22 protein-coding genes are annotated in these 24629 nt (G+C 74.1%); 9 read left to right on the top strand and 13 right to left on the bottom strand.

Annotated features, from left to right (window positions below):
* Positions 1-77: 77 nt before the first annotated feature.
* Both ACQP17_RS02530 and ACQP17_RS02525 read right to left on the bottom strand, forming a co-directional pair.
* Positions 78-770 carry a response regulator gene (locus tag ACQP17_RS02530; RefSeq protein ID WP_433859814.1) on the bottom strand — a complete coding sequence of 231 codons (693 nt, stop codon included), beginning with the start codon at positions 768-770 and terminating at the stop codon, positions 78-80.
* Between the two features lie 76 nt (positions 771-846).
* On the bottom strand, positions 847-2520 hold the full coding sequence (locus ACQP17_RS02525) for a sensor histidine kinase (RefSeq protein WP_433854727.1): 1674 nt from the start codon (positions 2518-2520) through the stop codon (positions 847-849).
* Between the two features lie 224 nt (positions 2521-2744).
* On the opposite strand from ACQP17_RS02525, the gene ACQP17_RS02520 reads away from it, so the two are divergent.
* Genes ACQP17_RS02520 through ACQP17_RS02510 form a run of 3 tightly spaced genes read left to right on the top strand, consistent with a single transcriptional unit; the run spans position 2745 to position 5503 of the window.
* Positions 2745-3560, top strand: coding sequence for an ABC transporter ATP-binding protein (locus ACQP17_RS02520; RefSeq protein ID WP_433854726.1), 816 nt, complete (start codon positions 2745-2747; stop codon positions 3558-3560).
* A complete protein-coding gene (locus ACQP17_RS02515) occupies positions 3550-4422 on the top strand; it encodes an ABC transporter permease (protein WP_364881281.1) in 873 nt (290 codons plus the stop codon). Before ACQP17_RS02520 ends, ACQP17_RS02515 begins: the two co-directional genes overlap by 11 nt.
* Before the next feature lie 46 nt (positions 4423-4468).
* Positions 4469-5503 carry an ABC transporter substrate-binding protein gene (locus ACQP17_RS02510; protein WP_433854725.1) on the top strand — a complete coding sequence of 345 codons (1035 nt, stop codon included), beginning with the start codon at positions 4469-4471 and terminating at the stop codon, positions 5501-5503.
* Between the two features lie 157 nt (positions 5504-5660).
* Here ACQP17_RS02510 and ACQP17_RS02505 read toward each other — a convergent pair whose 3' ends face one another.
* Positions 5661-5852, bottom strand: a complete 192-nt coding sequence (locus ACQP17_RS02505) for a DUF6381 family protein (protein WP_364881275.1) — start codon at positions 5850-5852, stop codon at positions 5661-5663.
* A 441-nt stretch (positions 5853-6293) separates the two neighbouring features.
* Between ACQP17_RS02505 and ACQP17_RS02500 the strand changes: the two genes are divergently transcribed.
* Positions 6294-7298 carry a hypothetical protein gene (locus ACQP17_RS02500; RefSeq protein WP_433854724.1) on the top strand — a complete coding sequence of 335 codons (1005 nt, stop codon included), beginning with the start codon at positions 6294-6296 and terminating at the stop codon, positions 7296-7298.
* Positions 7299-7404: 106 nt separating this feature from the next.
* Here the strand turns inward: ACQP17_RS02500 and ACQP17_RS02495 are convergent, their stop codons facing one another.
* From ACQP17_RS02495 to ACQP17_RS02485, 3 genes are all read right to left on the bottom strand, one after another.
* Entirely contained in the window at positions 7405-7902 is a 498-nt protein-coding gene (locus ACQP17_RS02495; protein WP_364881269.1) for a DUF6328 family protein, read from the bottom strand.
* A gap of 7 nt (positions 7903-7909) precedes the next feature.
* Positions 7910-10456 (bottom strand): ATP-dependent Clp protease ATP-binding subunit, encoded by a 2547-nt coding sequence (locus ACQP17_RS02490; RefSeq protein ID WP_433854723.1) that lies wholly within the window; start codon positions 10454-10456, stop codon positions 7910-7912.
* Between the two features lie 216 nt (positions 10457-10672).
* Positions 10673-12904 carry an FUSC family protein gene (locus ACQP17_RS02485; RefSeq protein WP_433854722.1) on the bottom strand — a complete coding sequence of 744 codons (2232 nt, stop codon included), beginning with the start codon at positions 12902-12904 and terminating at the stop codon, positions 10673-10675.
* Between the two features lie 283 nt (positions 12905-13187).
* Between ACQP17_RS02485 and ACQP17_RS02480 the strand changes: the two genes are divergently transcribed.
* Positions 13188-13829: a PadR family transcriptional regulator gene (locus tag ACQP17_RS02480; RefSeq protein WP_433854721.1), complete on the top strand. Its 642-nt coding sequence runs from the start codon at positions 13188-13190 to the stop codon at positions 13827-13829.
* A gap of 54 nt (positions 13830-13883) precedes the next feature.
* Here the strand turns inward: ACQP17_RS02480 and ACQP17_RS02475 are convergent, their stop codons facing one another.
* Together ACQP17_RS02475 and ACQP17_RS02470 are read right to left on the bottom strand one after the other, a co-directional pair.
* Positions 13884-14864 (bottom strand): acyl-CoA dehydrogenase family protein, encoded by a 981-nt coding sequence (locus ACQP17_RS02475; protein WP_433854720.1) that lies wholly within the window; start codon positions 14862-14864, stop codon positions 13884-13886.
* Positions 14864-16051, bottom strand: a complete 1188-nt coding sequence (locus ACQP17_RS02470) for an acyl-CoA dehydrogenase family protein (protein ID WP_433854719.1) — start codon at positions 16049-16051, stop codon at positions 14864-14866. Before ACQP17_RS02470 ends, ACQP17_RS02475 begins: the two co-directional genes overlap by 1 nt.
* Before the next feature lie 287 nt (positions 16052-16338).
* On the opposite strand from ACQP17_RS02470, the gene ACQP17_RS02465 reads away from it, so the two are divergent.
* Positions 16339-17121, top strand: a complete 783-nt coding sequence (locus ACQP17_RS02465) for an SDR family oxidoreductase (protein ID WP_433854718.1) — start codon at positions 16339-16341, stop codon at positions 17119-17121.
* Positions 17122-17191: 70 nt separating this feature from the next.
* Positions 17192-18349 (top strand): acetyl-CoA C-acetyltransferase, encoded by a 1158-nt coding sequence (locus tag ACQP17_RS02460; protein WP_433854717.1) that lies wholly within the window; start codon positions 17192-17194, stop codon positions 18347-18349.
* Between the two features lie 7 nt (positions 18350-18356).
* Here ACQP17_RS02460 and ACQP17_RS02455 read toward each other — a convergent pair whose 3' ends face one another.
* Genes ACQP17_RS02455 through ACQP17_RS02440 form a run of 4 tightly spaced genes read right to left on the bottom strand, consistent with a single transcriptional unit; the run spans position 18357 to position 21779 of the window.
* Complete coding sequence (locus ACQP17_RS02455; RefSeq protein ID WP_433859813.1) at positions 18357-19409, bottom strand: NAD(P)H-dependent flavin oxidoreductase; 1053 nt, start codon at positions 19407-19409, stop codon at positions 18357-18359.
* 11 nt (positions 19410-19420) lie between these two features.
* Entirely contained in the window at positions 19421-20167 is a 747-nt protein-coding gene (locus tag ACQP17_RS02450; protein WP_433854716.1) for a CoA-transferase subunit beta, read from the bottom strand.
* Entirely contained in the window at positions 20164-21003 is an 840-nt protein-coding gene (locus ACQP17_RS02445) for a CoA transferase subunit A (RefSeq protein WP_433854715.1), read from the bottom strand. The genes ACQP17_RS02450 and ACQP17_RS02445 overlap by 4 nt, the downstream gene beginning before the upstream one ends.
* Positions 21004-21005: 2 nt before the next feature.
* On the bottom strand, positions 21006-21779 hold the full coding sequence (locus tag ACQP17_RS02440; RefSeq protein WP_433854714.1) for an enoyl-CoA hydratase family protein: 774 nt from the start codon (positions 21777-21779) through the stop codon (positions 21006-21008).
* 81 nt (positions 21780-21860) lie between these two features.
* Between ACQP17_RS02440 and ACQP17_RS02435 the strand changes: the two genes are divergently transcribed.
* Together ACQP17_RS02435 and ACQP17_RS02430 are read left to right on the top strand one after the other, a co-directional pair.
* On the top strand, positions 21861-22655 hold the full coding sequence (locus ACQP17_RS02435; RefSeq protein ID WP_433854713.1) for an SDR family oxidoreductase: 795 nt from the start codon (positions 21861-21863) through the stop codon (positions 22653-22655).
* A 101-nt stretch (positions 22656-22756) separates the two neighbouring features.
* On the top strand, positions 22757-23668 hold the full coding sequence (locus ACQP17_RS02430; protein ID WP_433854712.1) for an SDR family oxidoreductase: 912 nt from the start codon (positions 22757-22759) through the stop codon (positions 23666-23668).
* Between the two features lie 86 nt (positions 23669-23754).
* Here ACQP17_RS02430 and ACQP17_RS02425 read toward each other — a convergent pair whose 3' ends face one another.
* The gene (locus ACQP17_RS02425; protein ID WP_433854711.1) at positions 23755-24555 is read right to left on the bottom strand and encodes a uracil-DNA glycosylase; all 801 of its coding nucleotides are present in this window, start codon (positions 24553-24555) and stop codon (positions 23755-23757) included.
* Positions 24556-24629 lie beyond the last annotated feature (74 nt).

Genomic DNA, 24629 nt, shown 5'->3' with positions numbered 1-24629 from the left:
CGGGCGCAGATCATCTGCCCGGCCGGCCCTCAGCCGGGCCGTCGCGCACGGCGGCGGGCCGGCCGGGCAGACGGCCTTCAGCGGGCGCGGGCCCACCGGTAGCGGTGTTCGGGGCGTCCGGTGTCGCCGTATTTGAGGGTCAGGGTGATGTGGCCGCTGCGTTCGAGGTGCTTGAGATAGCGCTGGGCCGTGGAGCGGCTGACGCCGGCGCGGGCGGCGACCTCGTGGGCGGACAGCGAGTGCCCGGCCTCGTCCAGGACCCGGCGGATCAGCTCGACGGTCGCCGCCGAGTGGCCCTTGGGAAGCTCGGTGTGCGGGGAGTCGGCCGCCCGGAACGCGCCGAAGATCCGGTCCACCTGCTCCTGACCGGCCTCGCCGCGGCCGCCCACCCCCGCCACGGTCCGGCGCAGCGCCGCATAGCCCTCCAGCTTCGCCCGCAGCCCCGAGAAGCCGAACGGCTTGACGAGATACTGCAGCGCGCCACAGCGCATCGCCTCCTGGACCGTGGCGACGTCCCGGGCCGCCGTCACCATGATCACGTCGGTGCGGTGGCCCAGCTGCCGCAGCCGCCGCACCAGGGCCAGCCCCGTCTCGTCCGGCAGGTAGTGGTCCAGCAGCACCAGATCGATCCGGGTGCGCTCCAGGGCGGCCAGGGCCTGGGCGGCCGTGTGGGCACGGCCGGCGACCCGGAAGCCGGGCACCTGCGCGACATAGGCGGCGTTGATCTCGGCGACGTGGAAGTCGTCGTCCACCACCAGGACCTCGATCATCGGCATGCTCCGCGCTTCCCGGCTCTTCGCCGCGGTGCCCCCGCGCGGCCGCCACCGCCCGCACCCCGCACGCCGCTCACCTGGACTCTCCCGCGGCCGTGAGCGGACGGTCCGGGGCGCCGGGCGGCGGGGTGAGGGCCTCGGGCAGGACGACGGTGAAGACCGCGCCGCCGCCCGCCCGCGCGCTCACCCGGGCCATCCCGCCGTAGCGCTCGGCCAGCCGGCGCACCAGCGCCAGGCCGATGCCCCGGCCGCGGTGAAAGGCCGGGCGCCCGGGCGGATCGTCCCCGGGGGCCGGCGGGGCGTCCTTGGTGGACCAGCCCTCGGCGAAGATCCGCTCCCGCAGCCCGGGCGGCACCCCCGCTCCGGTGTCCGAGACCCGCAGCACCGCCGTGCCGCCCTCGGCCCGCAGCTCCACCTCGACGAACGGGTCGGCACGGCGGTGTCCGGCGGCGGCGTCCAGCGCGTTGTCGAGGAGGTTGCCCAGCACGGTCACCAGATCGCGCGGGTCGACCACGGCATCGGGCAGCAGCGTCGCGGGCGACACCCGCAGCGGCACGCCGCGTTCAGCCGCGACCGCCGCCTTGCCGACGAGCAGCGCGGAGAGCAGCGGGTCGTGCACCCGCTCCGCGATCTCCTCCGCGGACGCCCGGTGGGCGCTGGTGACCTCGGTGACGAAGTCCACCGCCGTGTCGTGCCGGCCCAGTTCCAGCAGCCCGCGCAGCGTGTGCAGCTGATTGGCGTGCTCGTGGTCCTGCGCCCGCAGCGCATCCAACAGCCCCTGGGTGCCGTCCAGTTCGCGGCCGAGCAGCTCCAGCTCGGTGCGGTCGCGCAGGGTCACCACCGCCCCGCCGTCCGGCGTCGGCATCCGGTTGGCGACCAGCACCCGCCCGCCGCACACGGCCAGCAGATCCGCGCCGGCCACCCGCCCGGTCAGCACATCCGTCGTCCGGCCCGGCGCCAGCACCTCGTCCAGCGGCCGCCCCGCCGCCCGCCCGTCCAGGCCCAGCAGCCGCCCGGCCTCGTCGTTGACCAGCCGGATCCGGCCGTGCCGGTCGAAGGCGACCACCCCCTCACGGATGCCGTGCAGCATCGCCTCCCGCTCGTCGAGCAGCGCGGAGATGTCGGCGAACGCCACCCCGTGCGTACGGCGCCGCAGCCCACGGGCGAGCACCAGCGCGGCCAGTACCCCCACGGCCAGGGCCGCGCCCGCGTACCGCAGCACCGCGGGCAGGGTGCCCAGCAGCCGGCTGTGCACGCTGTCGTAGGCGATCCCGACCGACACCGCGCCGACGATCCGGCCGCCGCCGTCGCGCAGCGGCACCTTGGCGCGGGCCGACCGCCCCAGCGTCCCGGTGTCGATCTGCCGTACCTGCCGGCCCGCCAGGGTGCGGCTGGGGTCGGTGGAGACGTGCCGGCCGATCTCGGCGGTGTGGGTGTGCGACCAGCGCACGCCGTGGGTGTCCAGCACCACGACGTACAGCGCCCCGGTCGCCCGGCGGATCCGCTCGGCGTCGGCCTGCACCGGCCCGTGGGCGTCCGGCGTGGTGGTGGCCAGCTCGCGGGCGAGGTCCGGATCGGCGGCGGTGGTCTGGGCGATGGACAGTGCGCGGCGCATCGCCTGGTCGTCCAGCTGGGCGCTGAGCGGGGCGAGGAACAGGCCGGTCGCGAGGACCATGACCCCGGTGGTGAGGGCGACTTGCGCGGTGAGCACCTGCGCGAAGACACGGCGCGGCCGGCGGATGCGCATGGGGCCTCCTCGTCTCCGGCCCTCCGCCGGCTCGCGGAACCGAAACTTCCCGTTTATCGCGGTGCCCGCACGGTAAGCCGTGCCCGCGCGTGTGCGCACCCCTTGATGAGGACGTAGCTGTTCTAGCGTGCGCAAAATGAGCACAACAGGGTCTGCGCGCAGAAAGGCGGCTTGCGCCCACAAGGCTGCCGCTGTGGCCCCGGTCACTCCTAGCCTCCCGGCTCATGAACAGGCACACGAGCCCCGCCATCGAGCTGCGGGGTACGAGCAAGACGTTCCGGACACCCTCGGGGGCGCCGCACACCGCCGTACGGGATCTGGACCTGGTCGTCGGGCGCGGTGAGTTCGTCGCGGTCGTCGGCCCCACCGGCTGTGGGAAGTCCACCACGCTGACCCTGGTCAGCGGGCTGGAGGAGCCGACCGAGGGCGAGGTGCTGGTCGCCGGTGAGCCGGTCCGGGGCATCGGCGACAAGATCGGGTTCGTCTTCCAGCAGGACGCGGTCTTCCCCTGGCGCACGGTGCTGTCGAACGTGATGGCCGGCCCGCGCTTCCGCGGCGTCCCCAAACCCGAGGCCAGGCAGCGGGCACGGGACTGGCTCGCCCGGGTCGGACTGGCGTCCTTCGAGGACCGCTATCCGCATCAGCTCTCCGGCGGGCAGCGCAAGCGCGTCGCCCTCGCCGCGACCTTCGTCAACGACCCCGAAATCCTCCTCATGGACGAGCCGTTCTCCGCGCTCGACGTCCAGACCCGGGCGCTGATGTCGGACGAACTGCTGGAGCTGTGGTCGGGGACCGGCGCCTCCGTCGTCTTCGTCACCCACGACCTGGAGGAGTCCATCGCCCTCGCCGACAAGGTCGTGGTCATGACCGCCGGCCCGGCGACCGTCAAGGAGGTCTTCGCCATCGACCTGCCGCGCCCCCGCAAGGTCGAGTCGATCCGGCTGGAGCCGCGCTTCCTGGAGATCTACCGGGAGATCTGGTCCTCGCTCGGCGAAGAGGTCCGGATCACCCGTGAGAGGGGTGCCGCACATGTCGCCTGAGACCGTCACCCCGGCCGCGTCCGGCATCGCGCCGGGCCGCGGCGACCGTTCGCCGGCCAGGGCGCGCGCCGCCCGCCACCGCACGTACCTGGTGTACGGCACCCGGGTGCTGCTGCTGGTCGGCCTGCTCGGGCTGTGGGAGGGGCTGGCCCGCGCCGCCGTCATCGACCCCTTCAACTTCTCGATGCCCTCGAAGATCTGGGACCAGACCCTCCAGTGGGCGCTGCACGGCACTCCGCAGGGCTCGCTGTGGGAGCAGGTCTGGTACACGCTCTACGAGGCGCTCCTCGGCTGGGTCATCGGCGTCCTGGGCGGGGTGGTGCTGGGCATCACCCTGGGCCGGATCCGCTTCCTCGCCGATGTGCTCGGCCCGTACATCAAGGTGCTCAACGCCCTCCCGCGGATCGTGCTGGCCCCCATCTTCCTCATCTGGTTCGGCCTGGGACCCGCCTCCAAGGTCGCCTCGGCCGTCGTCCTGGTCTTCTTCCCGGTCTTCTTCAACGCCTTCCAGGGCGCACGCGAGGTCGACCGCAACCTCGTCGCCAACTCCCGGATCCTGGGCGCCGGCAACCGCCAGGTCACCCTCCAGGTGGTGATCCCCTCCGCCACCTCATGGATCTTCACCAGCCTGCACGTCAGCTTCGGCTTCGCACTCATCGGCGCGATCGTCGGCGAGTACATCGGCGCCACCAAGGGCCTGGGCCTGCTGGTCGCGGCCTCCCAGGGCACCTTCAACGCGTCCGGGGTGTACGCCGCGATGCTGATCCTCGCCGTGGTCGCCCTGCTGGCCGAGGGGCTGCTCGCCTTCCTCGAACGGCGGCTCTTCCGCTGGAAGCCGGCCGACGCCGGCGACGGCCGCTGACCCGCCCACCCGCTCCTTCCTGCCCGCACCTCACAAGGACGTGACCATGCGCACCGCACTGAAGCTCTCGGCCGCGGCGGCCGCCGCCACCCTCGCCCTCACCACGCTCACCGCGTGCGGCGGCTCGTCGTCCGCCGGCTCCGACGACGGCAACGGCAAGATCAAGATCATGGTGGGCGGCCTCGACAAGGTCATCTACCTGCCGGCCAGACTCACCCAGCAGCTCGGCTACTTCGAGGATGAGGGCCTGCACGTCACCCTGCTCACCGAACCGGCCGGTGTGCAGGCCACCACCTCGCTCGTCTCCGGTGACGTCCAGGGCGTCGTCGGCTTCTACGACCACACCCTCGATCTCCAGGTGAAGGGCAAGCAGGTGGAGTCGGTGGTGCAGCTCGCGCACGCCCCCGGCGAGGTCGAGGTGGTGTCCAACAAGGCGGCCGGTGACCTCACCTCGCCCAAGGACTTCAAGGGCAAGAAGCTCGGCGTCACCGGACTCGGCTCCTCCACCGACTTCCTGACCAAGTACCTCGCGGTGAAGAACGGGGTGCGGACGAACGAGTTCACCCCGGTGGCGGTCGGCGCCGGACAGACCTTCCTCTCCGCCCTCCAGCAGGGTTCCATCCAGGGCGGGATGACGACGGATCCGACGGTCGCACAGCTCGTGGACAAGAACCTCGGCAAGGTCCTGCTCGACATGCGCACCCCGGAGGGCTCCCGCAAGGCGCTCGGCGGGCCCTACCCCTCCTCCAGCCTGTACATGAACACCGACTGGGCGAACAGTCACAAGGAGACCGTGCGCAAGCTGGCCCACGCCTTCGTCAAGACCCTCCGGTGGATGTCCACCCACACCGCCGAGCAGATCGCCGCCAAGATGCCGGCCGACTACGCGCAGGGCGGCGAGAAACTGTACGCCCAGGCGATCAAGGACACGCTGCCGATGTTCACCAAGGACGGGGTGATGCCCGCCGACGGCCCGGCGACCGTGGAGCGGGTGCTGAAGGCCTTCAACCCCAACCTCAAGAACGCCACCGTGGACCTGAAGAAGACCTACACCACCGAATTCGTCACGAAGCAGGGCTGACCGACCGGAGCCGCTCCGACGGACCGCACGGGTCGACAGGAGAGCGGAACACGGTGGAATGCAGCGGACGGGACACGGCATCCACGCCGTGTCCCGTCCGCTGCATTCGGTCCGATTCCGGTCCGATTCCGGTCCGTTTTCCGGTGAGGTCCCGGCCTCACTCGGCGGGGTAGATGTCTCCGCTGGCCATTCCGCTTTCCTGCTCGCTCTGGGACGTCAGCCTGCGTGCCTTCTCCTGGAGCCGCTTGCGCTCCTCGGGATCGCCGGCGCGTTCCGCTGCTGCCTGCAATTCCTGGGCCTTGTCGCGCATCTGCTGAATTCGTCCGCGAGATTCTCCGCTGGGGCTCATGATCTCTCCTTGGACGGGGTGCGAAAGCCGCATTACCAGCACATCAGGCCCGGCAGCCCGCAGCAACCCCGGCGAGTCACCCTCCGTGAGGTACGGGATACCGCCGTCGGGCGTACCGGGGGAGCGGCGGACGCCGGAGTGCCGCCGGGCCGGTCCTGGCGGGCGCCGCGGCCCCGGCCGGACCGGCCGTTCCGCGTCCGGGGACCGCGGCACGCCCGGGCGTCACGGCGTGTCTCCACCGGATGGCCTTCCTGAATGGCGGGAACGGTCCGCAGGGACGTTGGCTGAATCACAGCACGCGCACAGTCCGCCGAGTGTCAGCGCTTCTGGTGTTTGACGCTCCCCCTCGTTCAGTGGAGTCCCTCCATGTCATCCGAACCAGCTCTTTGTGGGGGCGACGCCGAACTGTCCTCGACAGGAACCGGCGAGCACTTTCCGCCCATGACCCCTGAGAAAAACTCCGCCCGCACCCTTTTGTGGGAGGCGGTCACCCATCGACCGCTGGAGGAAGTCGCCGCCCTCGTGGAACTGCTCAAGCGCAGTGGCGACGTTCCCAACCCCGGCGATGAAGCGCTGCGCATGGCGGTCATTTCCCGTCCCGTGAGCGAGGTCGCCGCGCTCTTCGACATGCTCCGCGCCACTCCGCACACCGCGGAATCGAGCAATGACGCCCTGCGCGCGGTGGCCACCGACAGATCCGTCGAGGAGGTCGCCCAGCTGATCGAGCTGTTCGACCGCACGAAGGCCGGCGGCGACGGCTACCCCATGGCCGACCACTTCCCGCCCGCCCCCGGCGGCCCTGACGGTCCCGTCGGCCCCGGCGGGTACGGGGAACCGGAGCCCACCGCGTCCATGCACCTGCTCGACCCCGACGTCCGTCCCCTGGGCCGCGACGGCCAGCCGATGGCCCCCGGGCAGCGCGAGAACCCGCTCACCCCGCCGCAGCCGAACCGCCCGCCGTGGGCCCAGCGCACGGCCGGCATGCCGCAGGGCGGTCCGTGGTCCACCCCGGCCGAGGCACCCCGCCAGCCGGGCTACGCGGTCCCCGGCGTGCTGCGGTCCGTGCTGCGCTGGCCCGCGGCCGCGGCCCTGGCGCTGTGCGGGCTGGGCCATCTGCCGGTGAACGCCTCGCATCTGCAGGGCGCGCCGGCGGTCGCCGGGCTCTCGATGGCCATCGCCGTCATCTATCTGATGCTGGCCGGGCTGCTGCTGATGCGGGACACCGCCCTGGTCTGGACGGCCTGTGCCGCGGGGGCAATGATCATCATCGCCCTGCACGCGCTGTCCCGGGCCGGCGTCTTCGCCCCGCTGGGCAGCGGCCTGGGCGACACCGGCATGTGGCCCGAGATGCTCGCCGTGGCACTGGCGATCGTCACCGCCGGCCTCGCGGGCGCCGCGCTGCTCAGCCGGCCGCGCCGCGTCGGCCAGGCCACCGCGGGTGCGTGAGTGCCCACGGCCGCACGGCCGACACCGGGCGCGGGCCGGGACCCTCACCGGGGTCCCGGCCCGCGCCCGTGGCCGCGCCTGACGCGGCACCGTCCCCGGCGCCCGCTCACTCCCTGGACGAGTACCGGTGCAGGATCCAGGCCGGCAGCGCGAACCAGCAGATCATGAACCAGCCGACCAGCCCCGCGACGATCCAGGGGACGGCGGAGCTGTGCATCGCGATGCGCAGGATCAGCAGCAGCGCGGAGGTGACCGTGGCCAGGAGGAGGACGACCCCGACCAGGGCCAGCCGGGAGGCCCACAGCACCGTCTCGGACTTGAGCCGGTGTCCGGCCACCAGCCGGTGGAAGGTCACCGTGCCGACCAGCGCGCCGGTGGTGGCCGCGCCGAGCAGCACCGTCGTCACGTAGATGGCCTTGTCGGTCGGTTCGAGCGTGGCGAAGCGCGGGGTGAAGACGACGGTCAGCAGGAAGCCGAAGAGGATCTGCACACCGGTCTGGATGACCCGCACCTCCTGGAGCAGCTCGGTCCACCGCCGGTCCGATCGCTCCTCCGGCGTCTCGTTGCGGCCGGGCGAGGTCTCCCGCGGCCCCAGCGCTCCCACCGCGCGCCTACTTCTTCACTCCGGTACGGAACGCCAGCTCGTTGTCCTTGACCTCGACGCGCACCTCGTCCCCGGCCGACAGCGCACCGTCGACCAGCAGCCGGGAGAGCGCGTTGTCGACCTCCCGCTGGATGGTGCGGCGCAGCGGCCGGGCACCGTACTCGGGCTGGTGACCACGGTGGGTGAGCCAGTCCACGGCACCGGGGGTGAACTCGATGGAGATGTCCTGGGCGTGCAGTCTGCGGCTGGTCCCGTCGAGCAGCAGACCGGTGATCTGGCGCAGCTGGTCGTCGGTGAGCCGGCGGAAGACGATGATCTCGTCGAGGCGGTTGAGGAACTCCGGGCGGAAGTGCTCGCGCAGCGAGCCCAGCGCCCGTTCCCGCGCCCCGTCGCCGGCCTCCGCCCCGGAGACGTCCGGGCCGAAGCCGAGCACACCGCGGCTGCCGCTGAGCGCGTCGGAGCCGAGGTTGCTGGTCATCACGATGACGGTGTTCTTGAAGTCGACCGTGCGGCCCTGCGAGTCGGTCAGGTGCCCGTCGTCGAGGACCTGCAGCAGCATGTTGAAGACATCGGGGTGGGCCTTTTCCACCTCGTCGAGCAGCAGCAGCGAATAGGGGTGGTGGCGCACCGCCTCGGTCAGCTGGCCCGCGTCCTCGTGGCCGACGTACCCCGGGGGCGCACCGACCAGCCGGCTGACGGTGTGCCGCTCCTGATACTCGCTCATGTCGAGCCGCACCATGCGCTCCTCGCTGCCGAACAGCGACTCCGCGAGCGCCCGGGCCAGCTCGGTCTTGCCCACGCCGGTCGGGCCGAGGAAGAGGAAGCTGCCGATCGGACGGTCCGGGTCGGCCAGACCGGCCCGCGAGCGCAGGATCGCCTCGGAGACCGCCGTGACGGCGTCGTCCTGCCCGATCACCCGGGTGTGCAGCCGGCCCTCCAGGCCCAGCAGCAGCTCCTTCTCCTCCTGGGTCAGGCTGCTCACCGGCACCCCGGTCTGCCGTGACACGATCTCGGCGATGTCCTCGGCGTCGACCCGGACGATCCGGTAGTCGCTCGGCGGCTCCCCCCGCTCGGCCCCGATCCGGGTGGTGAGTTCGGCGATCCGGTCGCGCAGCTCGGTGGCCCGCTCGTACTGCTCCGCGGCCACCGCCTGGTCCTTGTCCCGGGTCAGCTGCTCCACCTCGCGCTCCAGCTCGCGCACGTCGGTGGCCGCGGCGCCCGACCGCAGCCGCACCCGGGCGCCCGCCTGGTCGATCAGGTCGATCGCCTTGTCGGGGAGGAAGCGGTGGGCGATGTAGCGGTCGGCCAGCTCGACCGCGGCGAGCAGCGCCTCGTTGGTGTAACGGACCTGGTGGTGTGCCTCGTAGCGGTCCTGGAGGCCGCGCAGGATCTGCACCGTGTCCGAGACGCTCGGCTCCGGCACCAGGATGGGCTGGAAGCGGCGGGCGAGCGCGGCGTCCTTCTCGATGTGCCGCCGGTACTCCTCCAGCGTGGTGGCCCCGATGACGTGCATCTCCCCGCGGGCCAGGGCGGGCTTGAGCATGTTGCTCGCCTCCAGCGAACCGCCGTCCCCGCCGCCCCCGCCGGCGCCGACGACCGTGTGCAGCTCGTCGATGAAGACGATCAGCGAGCCGGGGTGTGCCCGCACCTCCTCGATGATGGCGTTCATCCGCTCCTCGAAGTCCCCGCGGTAGCGGGTCCCGGCGACGACGGCCGTCAGATCCAGCGCGACGATGCGCCGGCCGGCCAGGGTCTCGGGCACGTCCCCGTCGGCGAGGCGCTGGGCCAGTCCCTCGACGATCGCCGTCTTGCCGACGCCCGCGTCACCGACCAGCACCGGGTTGTTCTTGCCCCGCCGGGAGAGCACCTCGACGGTCTGCTCGATCTGCTCCCCGCGGCCGATGACCGGGTCGATCCGGCCCGCCCGGGCCAGGTCGGTCAGATCGCGGCTGAACTTGTCGAGGGTGGGGGTGTCGTGCTTCGGGGCGGCGCCGTGTTCGGCACCGGAGTGCTGCGGCCCGTGGCTCCCCTGCGGGGTGGCCTGTGGATCGAAGTGGGCGAGGTTCAAGATGCGTCCCGCGGCCGAGTCGAGGTTCGCCGCGAGGGCGTCCAGCACGTGCTCCGGACCGATGTACGAGGCCCCGTTGTCCCGCGCCAGCTCGTGCGCGCCCAACAGCGCCCGCTTGACCGCGGGGGTGACCGCCACGCTGCGCTGCTTGGGCCCCTTGCTCGCGCTGCGGTCGATCTCGGCGGCCAGCGCGTCGGGGTCGGCCCCCGACTGCTTGAGCATGCTGCGTGTCGGTTCGGCGCCGAGGGCGGCCCGCAGCAGGTGCTCGGTGCCGAGTTCCGGGCTGCCGTGCTCGGCGGCGTAGGCGGCCGCGGAGGTCACCAGGTCCCGGGCGGGCCCGCTCATCATGCGCGCGATGTCGGCCTGCGGTGGCGCGGGTTTGCCCCCCTCGCCGTTCGTGGACGGCCCGGCGCCGAAGAAGCGCGCGAGGAAGTCACCGAAAGAGTCCGGGCCGTAACCCTCCGGACCCATGAATCCATTGCTCATGTGCGTCCGTTCCGCTGCCCGCGGCGCTCCCGCGGCCTGCTGCCTTGCCGGGTTCCCGTGCGGGTGGCGCGTGCCCCGGCGGTCGCTGGGGGAGATGCGACGCCACAGCCGACACACGGCTCCACTGCTTCAGGATCAGGGGCAGGACCCCCGTCCGCACCCGGGCCGGGCCGGAGCCGGGAACGCCACCCGGCCCGCGGCGCACGGAAGCCGCCCTCACATCTCCCGGTGGATGTGGCTCAGGTCGGCGCCGAGCGCGTCCAGCCAGATCACCGAGTCGAGGAGCAGGGCGGCGGAGACCGCGCGGCGCTCGCGCTCGGGACCGTGGTGCGGCACGGGCGGGGCGAGGGCCAACAGGCCGCGGATGTCCAGGGGCCGGGGCCCGTCGTGCGGCGCGTCGTGGTCGGCGCGGAGCCGGGCGGCCAGGGCGCGGTAGTCGGCCGCCGTGTGGTCGGCCGCGTGGTGGAGCCAGGCGCCGACCTCGTGCGGCACGATCCGGCCGGGCCGGCCGGGCAGCACCCGTCCGCCGCGCCGCGCGTCCGCCCCGGCGATCAGCACCGCGGGCCAGTCCGGCTGCCCGGCGGGGTCCTCCCGCGGCTCGCACTGGTACTGGGCCAGGCTCTCCCGGGCGAGGGTCAGCGCCCGGTTCACGGCGAAGATGTCGGTGCTGCCGACCCGTTCGACGACCTCCGTGGTGGTCTGGCCGATGGCATCGGCGATGGCCGAGCACAGGGCCGCCATGCTCCTGCGCACCTCACGGCCCGCGCCCCGCGGCCAGGCCACCAGACCGCAGGCCAGCCCGATGACGCTGCCGACCAGCACATCCACCAGCCGCACCGGCGCCAGCTGCCAGGTGGACGGGGTGACCTGCGCGAACAGCGTGGCCACCACCAGCGTGAACCCGCCCTGCGCCCAGGCCAGCCCGCGCAGCGGCCCCGCGGTGAACGCCAGCAGCATGACCACCGGCAAGAGCACCGCGTACACCGTGTTCCGGTCGTGGACGGCCACCAGCAGCCCGGCGGCCAGCACCGCGCCGACCAGGGTGCCCAGCAGCGCCTGCCGCACCGCCGACCAGGTCTCCAGCGTGGTGGTGCGGGTGAGGGTGAGCGTCGCGAGCAGCACCCAGAAGCCGTGCTGCAGGTCCAGGATGCCGGCGATGGCCCGCGCCGCGGCCAGGCCCAGCGCGAACCGGCAGGCGTTCTGGAAGATCACCGAGCGGGGCGTGAGGTGGATGGTGAGGCGCTGCCACCAGAGCCGGGTGACGTGCACCCGCGCGTAGCTGAAGCTGTGCCCGGCCGGACTGCGGTCGACGGTCCGGTCGCCGAGCAGCAGCCGGGTGGCCAGCACGAGGACCACGGCGCAGTCGGCGGCCTGCACCACCTGCGACCGGCGGCGCAGATAGAGCAGCCGGTCGTCGGCGCCCAGCCGGTCCAGGGTCGCCACCGCCCGGTGGGCGCGGACGGGGGTCAGCTCCTCCTGAAGGGCCGCGGCCGAGGGCCCCTCACCGGGCCGCAGCCGGGTGCCCCGCCGCAGGGCCTCCGCCGTCTCGCGCGCGGCGGCGGCGATGCGCGACAACAGCGTGACCGTCTCCGGGTGGTACGCGCGGTGCGGCCCGGCCACCGTGTGCAGGGTCTCCAGCCGGGCCAGCAGCGTGCGGACGGCCTCGGCGGCGTGCGCCATGGCCTTGTGGGCGAGGGTGGGGGAGGCGGGCATGTCGGCGGGCGGCACGCACGACGGCCGGAGCGCCTCTCCGGTCCGGTGCGCCCGGGCCAGCGTGTCCCCGGGAAGGGGCCCGCCGTGGTGCTCGGCCAGGGCCGCGGCGGCGTCGGCCGCGTCGGCCAGCAGCCGGCGGAACGGCGGGGTCCGGGGCTCGGGCATCAGGAACCGCTGCGCCAGCGCGAGCAGCACCGCGCCCAGCAGGAAGCCGGACAGCCGCTGGATCAGGTCCTGCGGGGCGTACGGCGGGAAGCACGGCAGGATGTAGAGCAGCTGCATGCCCGGGGCCGCCCCGGCGATCCGCGGCCCGGTGGTCCCCGCGTACGCCACCATGAAGCCGATCACGAGCATGCCGAGGACGGCCGACCAGGTCTGCACGGCGAGCAGGGTGCCCAGCGTGATGAGCGCGAGCCCGGCGGGGATCGCCATGAGGGTGGTCGCGGCGCGCTGCGGCCCCGACCCCGGGATCCGGGCCAGCGCGCCCAGCGACACCACGGTGAAGGTGGCGTAGACGGACATCGGGGTCAGGTCGAACGCGTAGCGGCAGAGGTAGAAGGCGAGGCAGGAGGCCGTCGTCACCCGGACGGCGTTGCCGACCACCGAGCGGTGCGCGCGCAGGGCGTGCGCGCCGCGCTCGCGCAGGTGGCGCAGTCCGCCGAGCGGCGCCCGGACGGGTCCGCCGGCCGGGCGCCGCGGGCCGGACGGCGGGGAGCTTCCCTGCTGCGGGTTCACCTCTCCACTATTGGCCAGCGGGTCCGGCTCTGCACCGTGCGGGCGGCCGGACCGGGGGCGGGCCGGGGCCCGGCACGGTGCGGTGCCGGGGCGGGGCGCCGGGCGTCCGGCCCGCGGCGCGTGCGCGAAAGCGTGGCGTCACCCGCGCGGAGCCGTCCGGCGGGCCGCCCCGGGCGACGCGGACCCGGTCACGGGCCAGGGATCCCTCAGCCGCACGCCGCCGCAGGGGAGTTGGCGCAGTCCGCTCCGGTGCCGGACGGGCCGGGACCGTACACTGCCGACCGTGACGCAGAAGCGGGCGGATGCGCAGAAGACCGGCGAGGCGGAGCAACCGGCACTGCCGGCGACCGGCTGGGCGGTGCTGGGACTGCTCTCCTTCGGCGACGAACTGTCCGGCTACGACCTCAAGAAATGGTCGGACCGCTCGCTGCGCTTCTTCTACTGGAGCCCCTCCTTCAGCCAGATCTACGGCGAGCTGAAGCGGCTGGAGAAGGCCGGCTACGTCAGCGCGCGGAGCGTCGCCCAGGGGACCGGCCACCGCGACAAGCGGGTCTATGTGATCACCGACGAGGGGATGGCGGCGGTCCGCCACTGGGCGCGCGAGGCGCCCGTGGACCCCCCCGTCCTCAAGCACGGGGTGATGCTGCGGCTGTGGCTGGGCCATCTGCTGGAGGCCGACCGGATGCGGGAAGTGCTGGGGCGGCACCGGGAGTACGCGGAGTCCATGCGGCAGCGTGCCGAGACGGACGGGGCGGACGCCCGCGCCGGGGAGGCCGGGGTCCCGCCCTCGCTCGTCGCGAAGTGGTCGCAGCGGTACTACGCCGCGGAACGGGATCTGGCCGATGCGATGCTCGCCGATCTCAGGGAACTCACCGAACTCACGGAACTCACCGGTGTCGACGAGCGGGACGGCCGGGGCACGTAGCCACGCGGCCGGCGCCCCGCCGGCAGCGGCCCGCCGCCCGGACGCCGGGCCCGGTCAGCCGGCCAGCACCCGGCGTCGGCAGTCGGCCGGTGTCCCCCAGGCGTCCCGCAGCGGGCGGGCCTTGCGGATCCACAGGGAGAGGGCCGGCTCGTCGGTGTACCCGAGGGCGCCGTGCAGCTGCAGTGCCGTGCGGGCCGCCGCGTGACCGGCCTCGCCCGCCGCCACCTTCGCCGCGGCCACCTCCCGGCCGGCCGACGGCACGCCCGCGGCCAGCGCCAGCGCCGCCCCGTGGACCAGCGGCCGGGCGAACTCCAGCGCGATGAGGGTGTCGGCGAGCCGGTGTTTGACCGCCTGGAACGAGCCGATCGGCACCCCGAACTGGGTGCGCCGGGTGACGTGCGAGACCGTCTGCGCCAGCAGGGCGCGCCCCAGGCCGAGCGACTGCGCGGCGGTGACGAGCCGTGCGAGGTCCAGGGCGTGGACGGCGGCCGCGGCCAGCGCCGGGCCGTGGGCGAGCACCGGCCCGCCCAGCGGGCGGAACAGCCGCCGGGCCGGGTCGAGCGAGGCCTGCGGGGGGCCGTGGCCCTCGGCGCGGTGCATCCTGTCGCCCTCGACGACCAGGACGGCGTCGGCGGCGTCCGCGTCCAGGGCGTACGGGCCGTCGGCGCACAGCCCGACGAGCGCCTCGCCCGCGGCGATCCGCGGCAGCCACTCCGCGCCGGCGGCGCCCGCGTCGAGGCGCTCCAGCAGCGCGGCCGCCGCCACCGTCTCCACCAGCGGCCCCGGCACCGCATGCCGTCCCAACTCTTCGAAAGCTATGGTGAGTTCGACGGGCAGCAGTCCCATCCCGCCGTGCCGGGCGGACACCGCGAGCCCGAACACGCCCGCCTCGGCGAGCCGCGCCCACAGCGAGCGGCCCGGCTTGTGGTCCCCCTCCGCCCAGGCCCGGGTCACGGCCGGGGTGTCCGAGGCCGTCAGCATGCCGTCCAGCGCGCGGGCGAACTCCCGCTGCTCGGCGCTCGGCAGGAACCGCATCACCGGCGTCCCTTCGGCAGGCCGAGCAGCCGCTCGGCGATGAGGTCGCGCTGGATCTCGTTGGTGCCGGCGTAGATCGGCCCGGCCAGGGAGAAGGTGTACCCCTCGGCCCAACGCCCCTGCGCGGGGGCCTCGTCGGCGTCGTCGGCGAGCGTCCCGGCCGGGCCGAGCAGGTCCAGGGCGGTCTCGTGGAGGGCGAGGTCCAGCTCGGACCAGAAGACCTTGTTCAGGCTGGCGGCGGCGCCGAGGTCGCCGGCGGGCGTGCCGTCGTCCCCGGTGGTGAGGCGGGAGGCCTGGGCGTAGCCGAACAGCTGGTAGGCGCGGGCGCCGATCACCGCATCGGCGACCCGGTCGGTCAGCGGCCCGGCGAGTGCCTCGGGAGCCTCGCGCCACAGCGCGGCCAGCCGCTCGGCGGCCGCGGTGAAACGGCCCGGGCTGCGCAGCGTCAGGCCGCGCTCGTTTCCGGCGGTGCTCATCGCGGCCCGCCAGCCCTGGCCCGGCTCGCCGATGACATCCGCGTCGGGCACGAACACCTCGTCGAGGAAGAGTTCGGCGAAGGCGGGCTTGCCGTCCAGCCGGCCCAGCGGACGGACCGTCACACCCGGCGCGTCCAGCGGGAACATCAGATACGTCAGGCCCTGGTGCGGCCGGGGGGCGTGCGGATCGCTGCGGAACAGCCCGAAGGCGCGGTCGGCGAACGCGGCCCGGGACGACCAGGTCTTCTGCCCGCTCAAGCGCCAGCCGCCGGCGGTCCGGACGGCCTTCGCGCGCAGCGACGCCAGATCCGACCCCGCCTCCGGCTCGGACCAGGCCTGCGCCCAGATGACCTCGCCGCGTGCCATCGGGCCGAGGAGACGGGTGCGTTGCTCGTCGGTGCCGTGCGCGAAGAGCGTCGGGGCGAGGAGGTGGATGCCGTTCTGGCTGACCCGTCCGGGGGCGCCCGCCGCGTAATACTCCTCCTCGAAGATCAGCCACTGGAGGAGCGAGGCGCCGCGGCCGCCGTGTTCCTCGGGCCAGGAGACGGCCGACCAGCGGTCCGCGGCGAGCCGGCCTTCCCACTCCCGGTGGGCCGCGAAACCCTCGGCGGTCTCCAGTGACGGCAGTGGCACGGCGGGGACGTGGCGGGTCAGCCAGGACCGGGCCTCATCCCGGAACTCCCGTTCCGCGGCGGTGAATTCGAGGTCCATCACACTGCCGCCCGTCGTGCGGACGGCCCCGGTGCGGTGCGGGGGCGCGGCCCGTGGAGGGGGAGGGCGGCGGGTGGTGCGGGGCGTGTGCCGGGCCGGGGCTCGTCGTCGTGGGCGGCGGACATCCGCACTCCTTCCCTAACAAGTGTTTGGTAGATTAACGTACCGTCAGGAACAGCGTCGAGGCCCCCGCCGCCGAGAGCTCCCGGGCGAGGGCCGCCACGCTCCCCGGGACCCGGCGGCACGCCCTCGCCGGGCCCGCCCCGGCCCGCCCAGGAGGCTCGCGCATGACCTCGCCCCCCTACGTGCCCGGCCACCGGCTGCTCGACGGCCGGACCGCCGTCATCACCGCGGCCGCCGGCGCCGGCATCGGCGGCGCCACCGCCCGCAGATTCCTCGAAGAGGGCGCCCGGGTGGTCCTCGGCGACCGCCACGCGCGCCGCCTGACGGAGAGCACCGAGGCCCTCGCCGAGGAGTTCGGCGCCGACCGGGTGGCGTCCCTGCCGTGCGACGTCACCGACGAGGACCAGGTGGGCGCCCTGCTGACGCTGGCCGAGGAGCGCCACGGCCGCCTCGACATCGTGGTCAACAACGCCGGGCTCGGCGGCACCGCCGACCTGGTCGAGATGACCGACGCACAGTGGGACGCGGTCCTCGATACCACCCTGAACGGCACCTTCCGCTGCACCCGGGGCGCCCTGCGCCGGATGCGGGCGGCCGGCCGCGGCGGCGTGATCGTCAACAACGCCTCCGTCGTCGGCTGGCGCGCCCAGCGCGGCCAGGCCCACTACGCCGCGGCCAAGGCCGGCGTGATGGCGCTGACCCGCTGCGCCGCCGTGGAGGCCGCCGAGTACGGCGTACGTGTCAACGCGGTCGCGCCCAGCCTCGCCATGCACCCGCATCTGGTGAAGGTGACCACCCCCGAGCTGCTGGCGGAACTGACCGAACGGGAGGCGTTCGGCCGCTACGCCGAGCCCTGGGAGATCGCCACCGTCATCACCTTCCTGGCCTGCGACTACGCCTCGTACATGACCGGGGAGACGGTGTCCGTCAGCTCCCAGCGCGCCTGAGACGGGGAGCGCCGGCCGGGCCTTGCGCGGCCGGCCGCCGACTCCGCAGAATCGGAACCAGGAGACCACCATGCCCGAGGCCTATCTCATCGAAGCGGTCCGCACGCCGGTCGGGAAGCGGGGCGGCGGGCTTTCGGCCGTCCACCCCGCCGATCTGGGCGCGCACGTGCTGACCGCGCTGATGACGCGCAGCGGCGTCGATCCGGCCGCCGTCGAGGACGTCGTCTTCGGCTGTCTGGACGCGGTGGGGCCGCAGGCCGGCGACATCGCCCGGACCTGCTGGCTGGCCGCCGGGCTGCCCGAGCACGTGCCCGGGGTCACCGTCGACCGCCAGTGCGGCTCCTCCCAGCAGGCCGTGCACTTCGCGGCGCAGGCCGTGCTCTCCGGCACCCAGGACCTGGTCGTCGCGGGCGGGGTGCAGAACATGTCGCAGGTCCCGATCGCCTTCGCCAGCCGCCGGGCCGCCGAACCGCTGGGGCTGACCGACGGCCCGTTCGCCGGCTCCGCGGGCTGGCGGGAGCGCTACGGGGAAGCGCCCGTCGACCAGTTCCACGGCGCCGAACTCATCGCCGACGCCTGGCGCCTCTCCCGTTCCGCCATGGAGGAGTTCGCGCTCCGTTCGCACCGGCGGGCCGTCCGCGCCCTGGACGAGGGCCGCTTCGACCGCGAGACCGTCCCCTACGGGGAGGTCACCGCCGACGAGGGCCCGCGCCGCGGCACCTCCCTGGCGCGGATGGCCGCCCTGCCGCCGGTCGTCCCCGGCGGCCGGCTGACCGCGGCGGTCTCCTCCCAGGTCTCCGACGGCGCGGCCGCCCTGCTCCTGGCCTCCGACCGGGCGGTGGCCGCGCACGGTCTGACCCCGCGGGCCCGCATCCACCATCTGTCGGTGCGCGGCGAGGACCCGATCCGGATGCTGTCCGCACCGATCCCGGCGACCGCGTACGCGCTGAAGAAGGCGGGCATGTCGATCGGCGACATCGATCTGGTCGAGATCAACGAGGCGTTCGCGCCGGTGGTCCTGGCCTGGATCGAGGAGACCGGCGCCGACCCGGACCGGGTCAATGTCAACGGCGGCGCCATCGCCCTGGGCCATCCGCTCGGCGCGACCGGGGCCCGGCTGATGACGACGCTGCTGCACGAACTGGAGCGCACCGGCGGCCGGTTCGGCCTCCAGACCATGTGCGAGGGCGGCGGCCAGGCCAACGTCACCATCATCGAACGGCTCTGACAGGTCATCAACCGGGTGGTCCCGGCAGCGCGGTCAGCGTCGCGTGCGCCTCGGACATGATCCGGTCCACGAGTTCCGCGCAGGACGGCAGGTCCCCGATCACCCCCGCGACCTGCCCGGAGGCCATCACCCCCAGGTCGGTACGGCCCTCGACCATCGACGCCCGCAGCAGCATGGGGGTGTTGGCCGCGAGCAGGACCTGACTCCAGGTGAGGTCCCTGCCGTGCCGCATCGCCAGACCGTCACGGATCAGCTGCGCCCAGCTCAGACCGGACAGCTTCCGGAACGCGGCGGCCCGGCGCAGCGCGTGCAGCAACGCGGCGGTGCGTCCGGCGCGCTCCAGCGTCTCGACCAGCTCACTGCGCAGCATCCGGTGCGGCATGCCGTCCACCTTCGTGGTGACCGTGATGTCGCCGACGGCGGCCGCCAGATAGCGGGCCTGGACGGCCGGTGGCACGGTGCTGTCCGAGGTCAGCAGGAAGCGGGTCCCCATGGCGATCCCGGCCGCACCGTAGGCCAGCGCCGCGACCAGGCCCCGGCCGTCGAAGAAGCCGCCCGCGGCGATCACCGGGATGTCGACCGCGTCCACCACCTGCGGCAGCAGCACGCTGGTGGCCACGCTCCCGGTGTGCCCGCCGCCCTCGCCGCCCTGCACGACGACCGCGTCCGCGCCCCAGGCCGCGACCTTCTCGGCATGGCGGCGGGCGCCGACCGAGGGGATGACGACGACGCCCGCGTCCTTGAGCCGCGCGATCAGCTCACGGGACGGAGCCAGGGCGAACGAGGCGACCCGTACGCCCTCCTCCACGAGGATCCGCACCCGCTCGCCCGCATCGGCCGCGTCCGCCCGCAGGTTGACCCCGAAGGGGGCTTCCGTACGGGACGCCACCTCGCGGACCGCCGCCCGCAGCTGCCCGGTGGTCATGGTGGCCGACGCCAGGATCCCCAGGGCGCCCGCCTCTGCCGCGGCCGACACCAGCCGGGGCCCGGCCACCCACCCCATGCCGGTCTGCACCACGGGGTGGCGCACCCCGACGAGCCGGGTCAGCGGGGTCTCGATCCGGTGCGGTGTCATCCCTGCGGCACCTCGCGCTCGCGCAGCCCCTCCGGGTCCAGCTCCCTGCGGATCAGGGCGAGTTCGGCCGCGGTGGGCTCGCGGGTGTGCGCCACCTCGGCGGGCAGCGCGAGCGGGAAGCCGGTGGCCTCCTGGACCTGGGCGACGGTCACCCCCGGATGCACGGAGAGAAGCCGCATCGAGTGGTCCGGGGTCTCGAAGTCGAAGACGCCGAGGTCGGAGACGACCCGAGGGATGCGGTGGTAGCGGGTCGCGGAGGGGCCGGCGGCGGCCGCGCTGTCGTATCCGACCCCGCAGATCATGTCGACCCGCTGGACGAAGACCCGCGTCGAATGCGTCGGTACCCAGTAACTGACCGGATTGTTCAGGGTGTTGACGGGTGCGCCGCGCACACCGAGGAGCTGGCGGGACGGCCGCTGCCAGTCGCCGATGCAGGAGATGTTCTGGTTGCCGAAGCGGTCGAGCTGGCTCGCGCCCATCATCACGTGCCGCTTCCCGCCGGTCACCATGGCCAGGTGCCGGCGGTAGGGCAGCCAGCCCTCGGGCGTCCCGTCCGCACCCACGAGCGTCGCCTCCCCGTCGGTCAGCAGCAGATCGGGGGAGAAGGTCCGCCGGGCGAGCCGGGCGCCGAGGGACGGGATCAGGCCCATCGGGCTGGCCAGCACCTCCCCGTTGTCGCGCCAGGCCTCGGCGCAGGCGATCACACAGAACTCGGCGCGGGTGGCCGTGGTGGTCGGGCTCACTGCTGCTCCTCGTGCCAGGTCCGGACGGCCGACTGGTAGGCCTGCTCGTCGCCGGACAGGAACCGTTCGGCGAACCGCGGCCAGGGCGTGGTCGCGTAGAGCCGCTGGAAGGCCTCGTCACGGTCGTGATCGGGGACGCAGGAGGTGAAGTGCGCCCCGTGCGGGGTCTCGACGACTCCCGCCACCGAGTGCCGGCTGACCAGCAGGGTCTGCGGGGCGGCCGTGGCGAAGTCGTCCACGAGCCGTTCGCAGGAGACATAGGCCTGGTCCGCGGCCTCGCAGAACAGATCGTCGAAGTACGGGTCGGGACCCAGGTACTGGCCGTTCCCGAGCCGGTCGGCGCGGTGGAGATGGACCAGCGCCGCGTCCATCCGCAGCGCCGGCACGGCGACGAAGGTCTCCCCGTCCTCGTACGGTGAGGTCACCGTCCGCAGCCCCGGGTTGACCCGCATGACGTCCGAGCCGAGACCGGCCCGTACGGGGAGGAACGGCATCCGGTGGGCGGCGGCGGTCAGGCCCCACAGGAACATCGCCTCGTCGATCTCCGTCAGCTCGAACGCACCACGCTGGCGCGCCGCGCGGTAGTGCGGCTCCAGCGGAATCGAGTCGAGGGTGACGAACGCCGCGACGAGCCGGCGGATCCGGCCCGCGGCGGCGAGCAGTCCGACATCGGGACCGCCGTAGGAGATCACGGTCAGATCGGTGACGTCGGAGCGCAACAGCGCCCGCACCAGCGCCATCGGCTTGCGGCGTGCCCCCCAGCCGCCGATCCCCAGGGTCATCCCGCTGCGCAGCCGGGAGACGACGTCCTCGGGCGTCATGGTCTTGTCGGTCACGGTCAGCCTTCCTTCGCCGGCGCGCCGGACGGTGCGCCGAAGGTGTCGCGGACGCGGTCGGCGACGCCGCTGAGGTTCGCCTCGAAGGTGAAGCCCTGCTCGAAGCGGTAACTGCGGTGGACGTCCACGGGGTCGATGCCGTTGATCGCGGCCTTGGCGAGGCGGAGCAGCGCACCGTCCTTCCGGGCGATCTCCCGTGCCAGATCCAGCGCGGCACGGCGCAGTCCGGCGCGCGGGACGACCTTCCACACCGAGCCGTGCGCGCGGAGTTCGGCGGCGGTGGCGGTGCGCGAGGTGTAGTAGAGCGCGCGCATCAGATGCTGCGGGACCAGCCGGGCCAGATGGGTGGCCGCGCCGAGGGCGCCGCGGTCCAGCTCCGGCAGCCCGAAGGTGGCCTCCTCGCTGGCCACGATCGCGTCCGCGTTCCCGGCCAGCCCGATGCCGCCGCCCAGACAGAAGCCGTGCACCGCCGCGACGACGGGGACCTCGCACGCGTAGACCGCCGAAAACGCCTCGGCGCAGCCGCGGTTGACCCCGACCAGGGCGCCGTGGCCGCCGGCGGCGGTGTCGCGCTGCAACTCCTTGATGTCGACACCGGCGTTGAAGCCGCGGCCCTCGGCGGCGAGGACGACACAGCGGATGTCCGGGTCGAGGCCGGCGGCCCGTACGGCGCCGGCCAGGTCGTACCAGCCCTGCACGGGAAGGGCGTTGACCGGAGGGAAGTCGACGGTGACCACGGCGATGCCGGGGTCCGGCCTGGAGGTGGAGACACCCATGGACGGATCAGCTACCTTTCCACCAAGCGTTTGTTAGGTAGTGAAGTTAGCAGCGGACCGCGCGCTGCGGGAGGGTGCCGAGTGAGCCTGACCCTCGATCTGTCCGGACAGCTCGCCGTGGTCACCGGCGGCACCCGGGGAGTCGGTGCCGGCATCGCCCGCGCCTTCCTGCGGGCCGGCTCCGACGTCGTGATCTGCGCCCGCCGGCCACCGGAGGCCCCCGTCACGGCGGCCGGGCGCAGCGCCCGCTTCCACCCCGTCGACCTGCGCGACGCCGAGGCCGTCCAGACGTTCTTCGGCCGCGTCGCGGCGGCGCACGGCCGGCTGGACTGCCTGGTGAACAACGCCGGCGGCACCCCCTACGGGCTGCTCGGCCAGGCGGACGCCGCCCGGCACGCCCGGGTCGTCGCCCTCAACCTCCTGGCGCCGCTGACCGCTTCGCTCGCCGCGTACGAGGTCATGCGGCAGCAGCCGGCCGGCGGCGCGGTCATCATGATCGGCAGCGTCAGCGGCGCCCGCCCGTCGCCCGGCACCGCCGCCTACGGCGCGGCCAAGGCCGGGCTGGAGAACCTCGCCCGCTCCATGGCCGTCGAATGGGCGCCCCGGATCCGCGTCAACACCCTCGTCCTCGGCATGGTGCGCACCGAACTGTCCGCCCTGCACTACGGCGACGAGGCGGGCCTCGCCGCCGTCGGCGCCACCGTCCCGGCCGGCAGGCTCGCCGAACCCGCCGAGATCGGCGACGCCTGCGTCTTCCTCGCCTCCGACCGCGCCGCCTATCTGAGCGGCGCCAGCCTGCTCGTCCACGGCGGCGGGGAGCGCCCCGCCTTCCTCGACGCCGCCACCGTCAACCAGCCCACCCCGGGAGGCCCGTGACGCGGGCCGGGCAACCCCGGCCCCGACCGGCGGGGACCGGCCCACGCCGCCCGCCCCGCCGAGGCCCCTCACCGGAACCGAAGCCGCCAAGGAGAACCGACATGACCGGAATCTGCGCCGGACGGGTCGCCGTCGTCACCGGAGCCGGCCGCGGCCTGGGCCGGGCCCATGCGCTGGCCCTCGCCGCGGAGGGCGCCCACGTCGTGGTGAACGACCTCGGGGTGGCCGCCGACGGTGCCGGCACCTCGGCCGGACCGGCCCAGCGGGTCGCCGACGAGATCCGTGCGCAGGGCGGCCGGGCCGTCGCCCACAGCGGCGACATCACCACCACCGACGGCGCCGCTTCCCTCGTCGCCACCGCCCTGGACACCTTCGGCCGGCTCGACACCCTGGTGAACAACGCGGGATTCCTGCGCGACCGGATGCTGGTCAACCTCGGTGAGGACGACTGGGACGCCGTCATCCGCGTCCACCTCAAGGGCCACTTCCTGCCGCTGCGGCACGCCGCGGCGCACTGGCGGGCCGAGGCCAAGTCCGGCCGCACTCCCGCCGCCCGGGTCGTCAACACCGCGTCGGGCGCCGGGCTGCTGGGCAGCGTCGGGCAGGGCAACTACTCCGCCGCCAAGGCCGGCATTCTCGGGCTCACCCTCGTCGCCGCCGCCGAGATGGCCCGCTACGGCGTCCAGATTAACGCCATCGCGCCGGCCGCCCGCACCCGGATGACCGAGCGGACCTTCGCCGCGACGATGGCGGCCCCGGCCGACGGGGAGTTCGACACGATGGCCCCGGAGAACGTCTCCCCGCTGGTGGTCTGGCTGTCCTCCGCCGACAGCGCCGGCGTCACCGGCCGGGTCTTCGAGGCCGAGGGCGGCCGGATCACGGTGATGGCGGGCTGGCGGCCCGGCCCCACCGAGGACGCGGGCAGCCGCTGGACACCGGCCGGAGCGGGCGAGGCCGCCCGGCGCCTGCTGGCCACCGCCGAGAAGCCGGGCCCGGTGTACGGCGCCCGGTGACAGGGCAGGGCGGCCGGGCGCTCCCGCTTTCCCTCCGCATCCGGCGACCACCGGCCGGCCCCACGGAGCCCCGGCCCGGTGGCGCCTCAGCCGCCCGGACGCTCCAGCCCCGCGAGTCCGGCGGCGCGCGCGAGCAGTGCGGTGAGCATCTCGAAGGTGAGCCGGCCGGTGAACGTGTTGCGTTGGCTGGGGTGATAGCTCCCCAGCACCTGGAGTTCGCGCCGGTTCTCCGTCGCGGGCAGGGTCAGCCGCACGCCGTGGCCGAACGCGGGCCGGGGGCGCGGCAGCGGCCAGCCCGCCTCACCGAGTACGGGCAGCAGCGCCTGCCAGCCGAACGCGCCCAGCACCAGCACCGCCCGCAGATGGGGGCTGAGCAGCTCCAGCTCCGCCGCCAGCCACGGCCGGCAGGTGCGGCGCTCGTCGGGCGTCGGCTTGTTCTCCGGCGGCGCGCAGTGGACGGGCGAGGTGACCCGGACCCCGTACAGCTCCAGGCCGTCGCCGCGGTGCGTCGCGGTGGGCCGGGAGGCGAGGCCGACGGCGTGCAGCGCCGCGAACAGGAAGTCGCCGGAGGCGTCCCCGGTGAACATCCGGCCGGTACGGTTGCCGCCGTGCGCGGCCGGCGCCAGCCCGACCACGGCCAGCGGCGCGTCCGACGGCCCGAACCCGGGGACGGGCCGCGCCCAGTACTCCCAGTCCCGGAACGCCGCCCGCGGCTGCGCGCCGGTCTGCTCCCGCCAGGCCACCAGCCGCGGACAGGCCCGGCACCGGACCAGCTGCGCGTCCAGCTCGGCGAGCCCGCCGCACCGCGCCGCGTGAGAGGCGGGAAAGGCGGGAAAAGCGGTCTCGTCGCTGCCCGGCGGTGTCCGCGACGCTCCGGTCTCGTCCATTCCTCCACGCTAGAGGACCGGCGGGGTGCCGTGTCCGATGCCGGTGACGCCGCCGGGAGGCGCGGACGGTCGGG

The sequence above is a fragment of the Streptomyces kronopolitis genome (assembly GCF_050953795.1).
GTDB lineage: Bacteria > Actinomycetota > Actinomycetes > Streptomycetales > Streptomycetaceae > Streptomyces > Streptomyces kronopolitis_A.
This window is presented reverse-complemented; position numbering and strand designations above follow the sequence as displayed.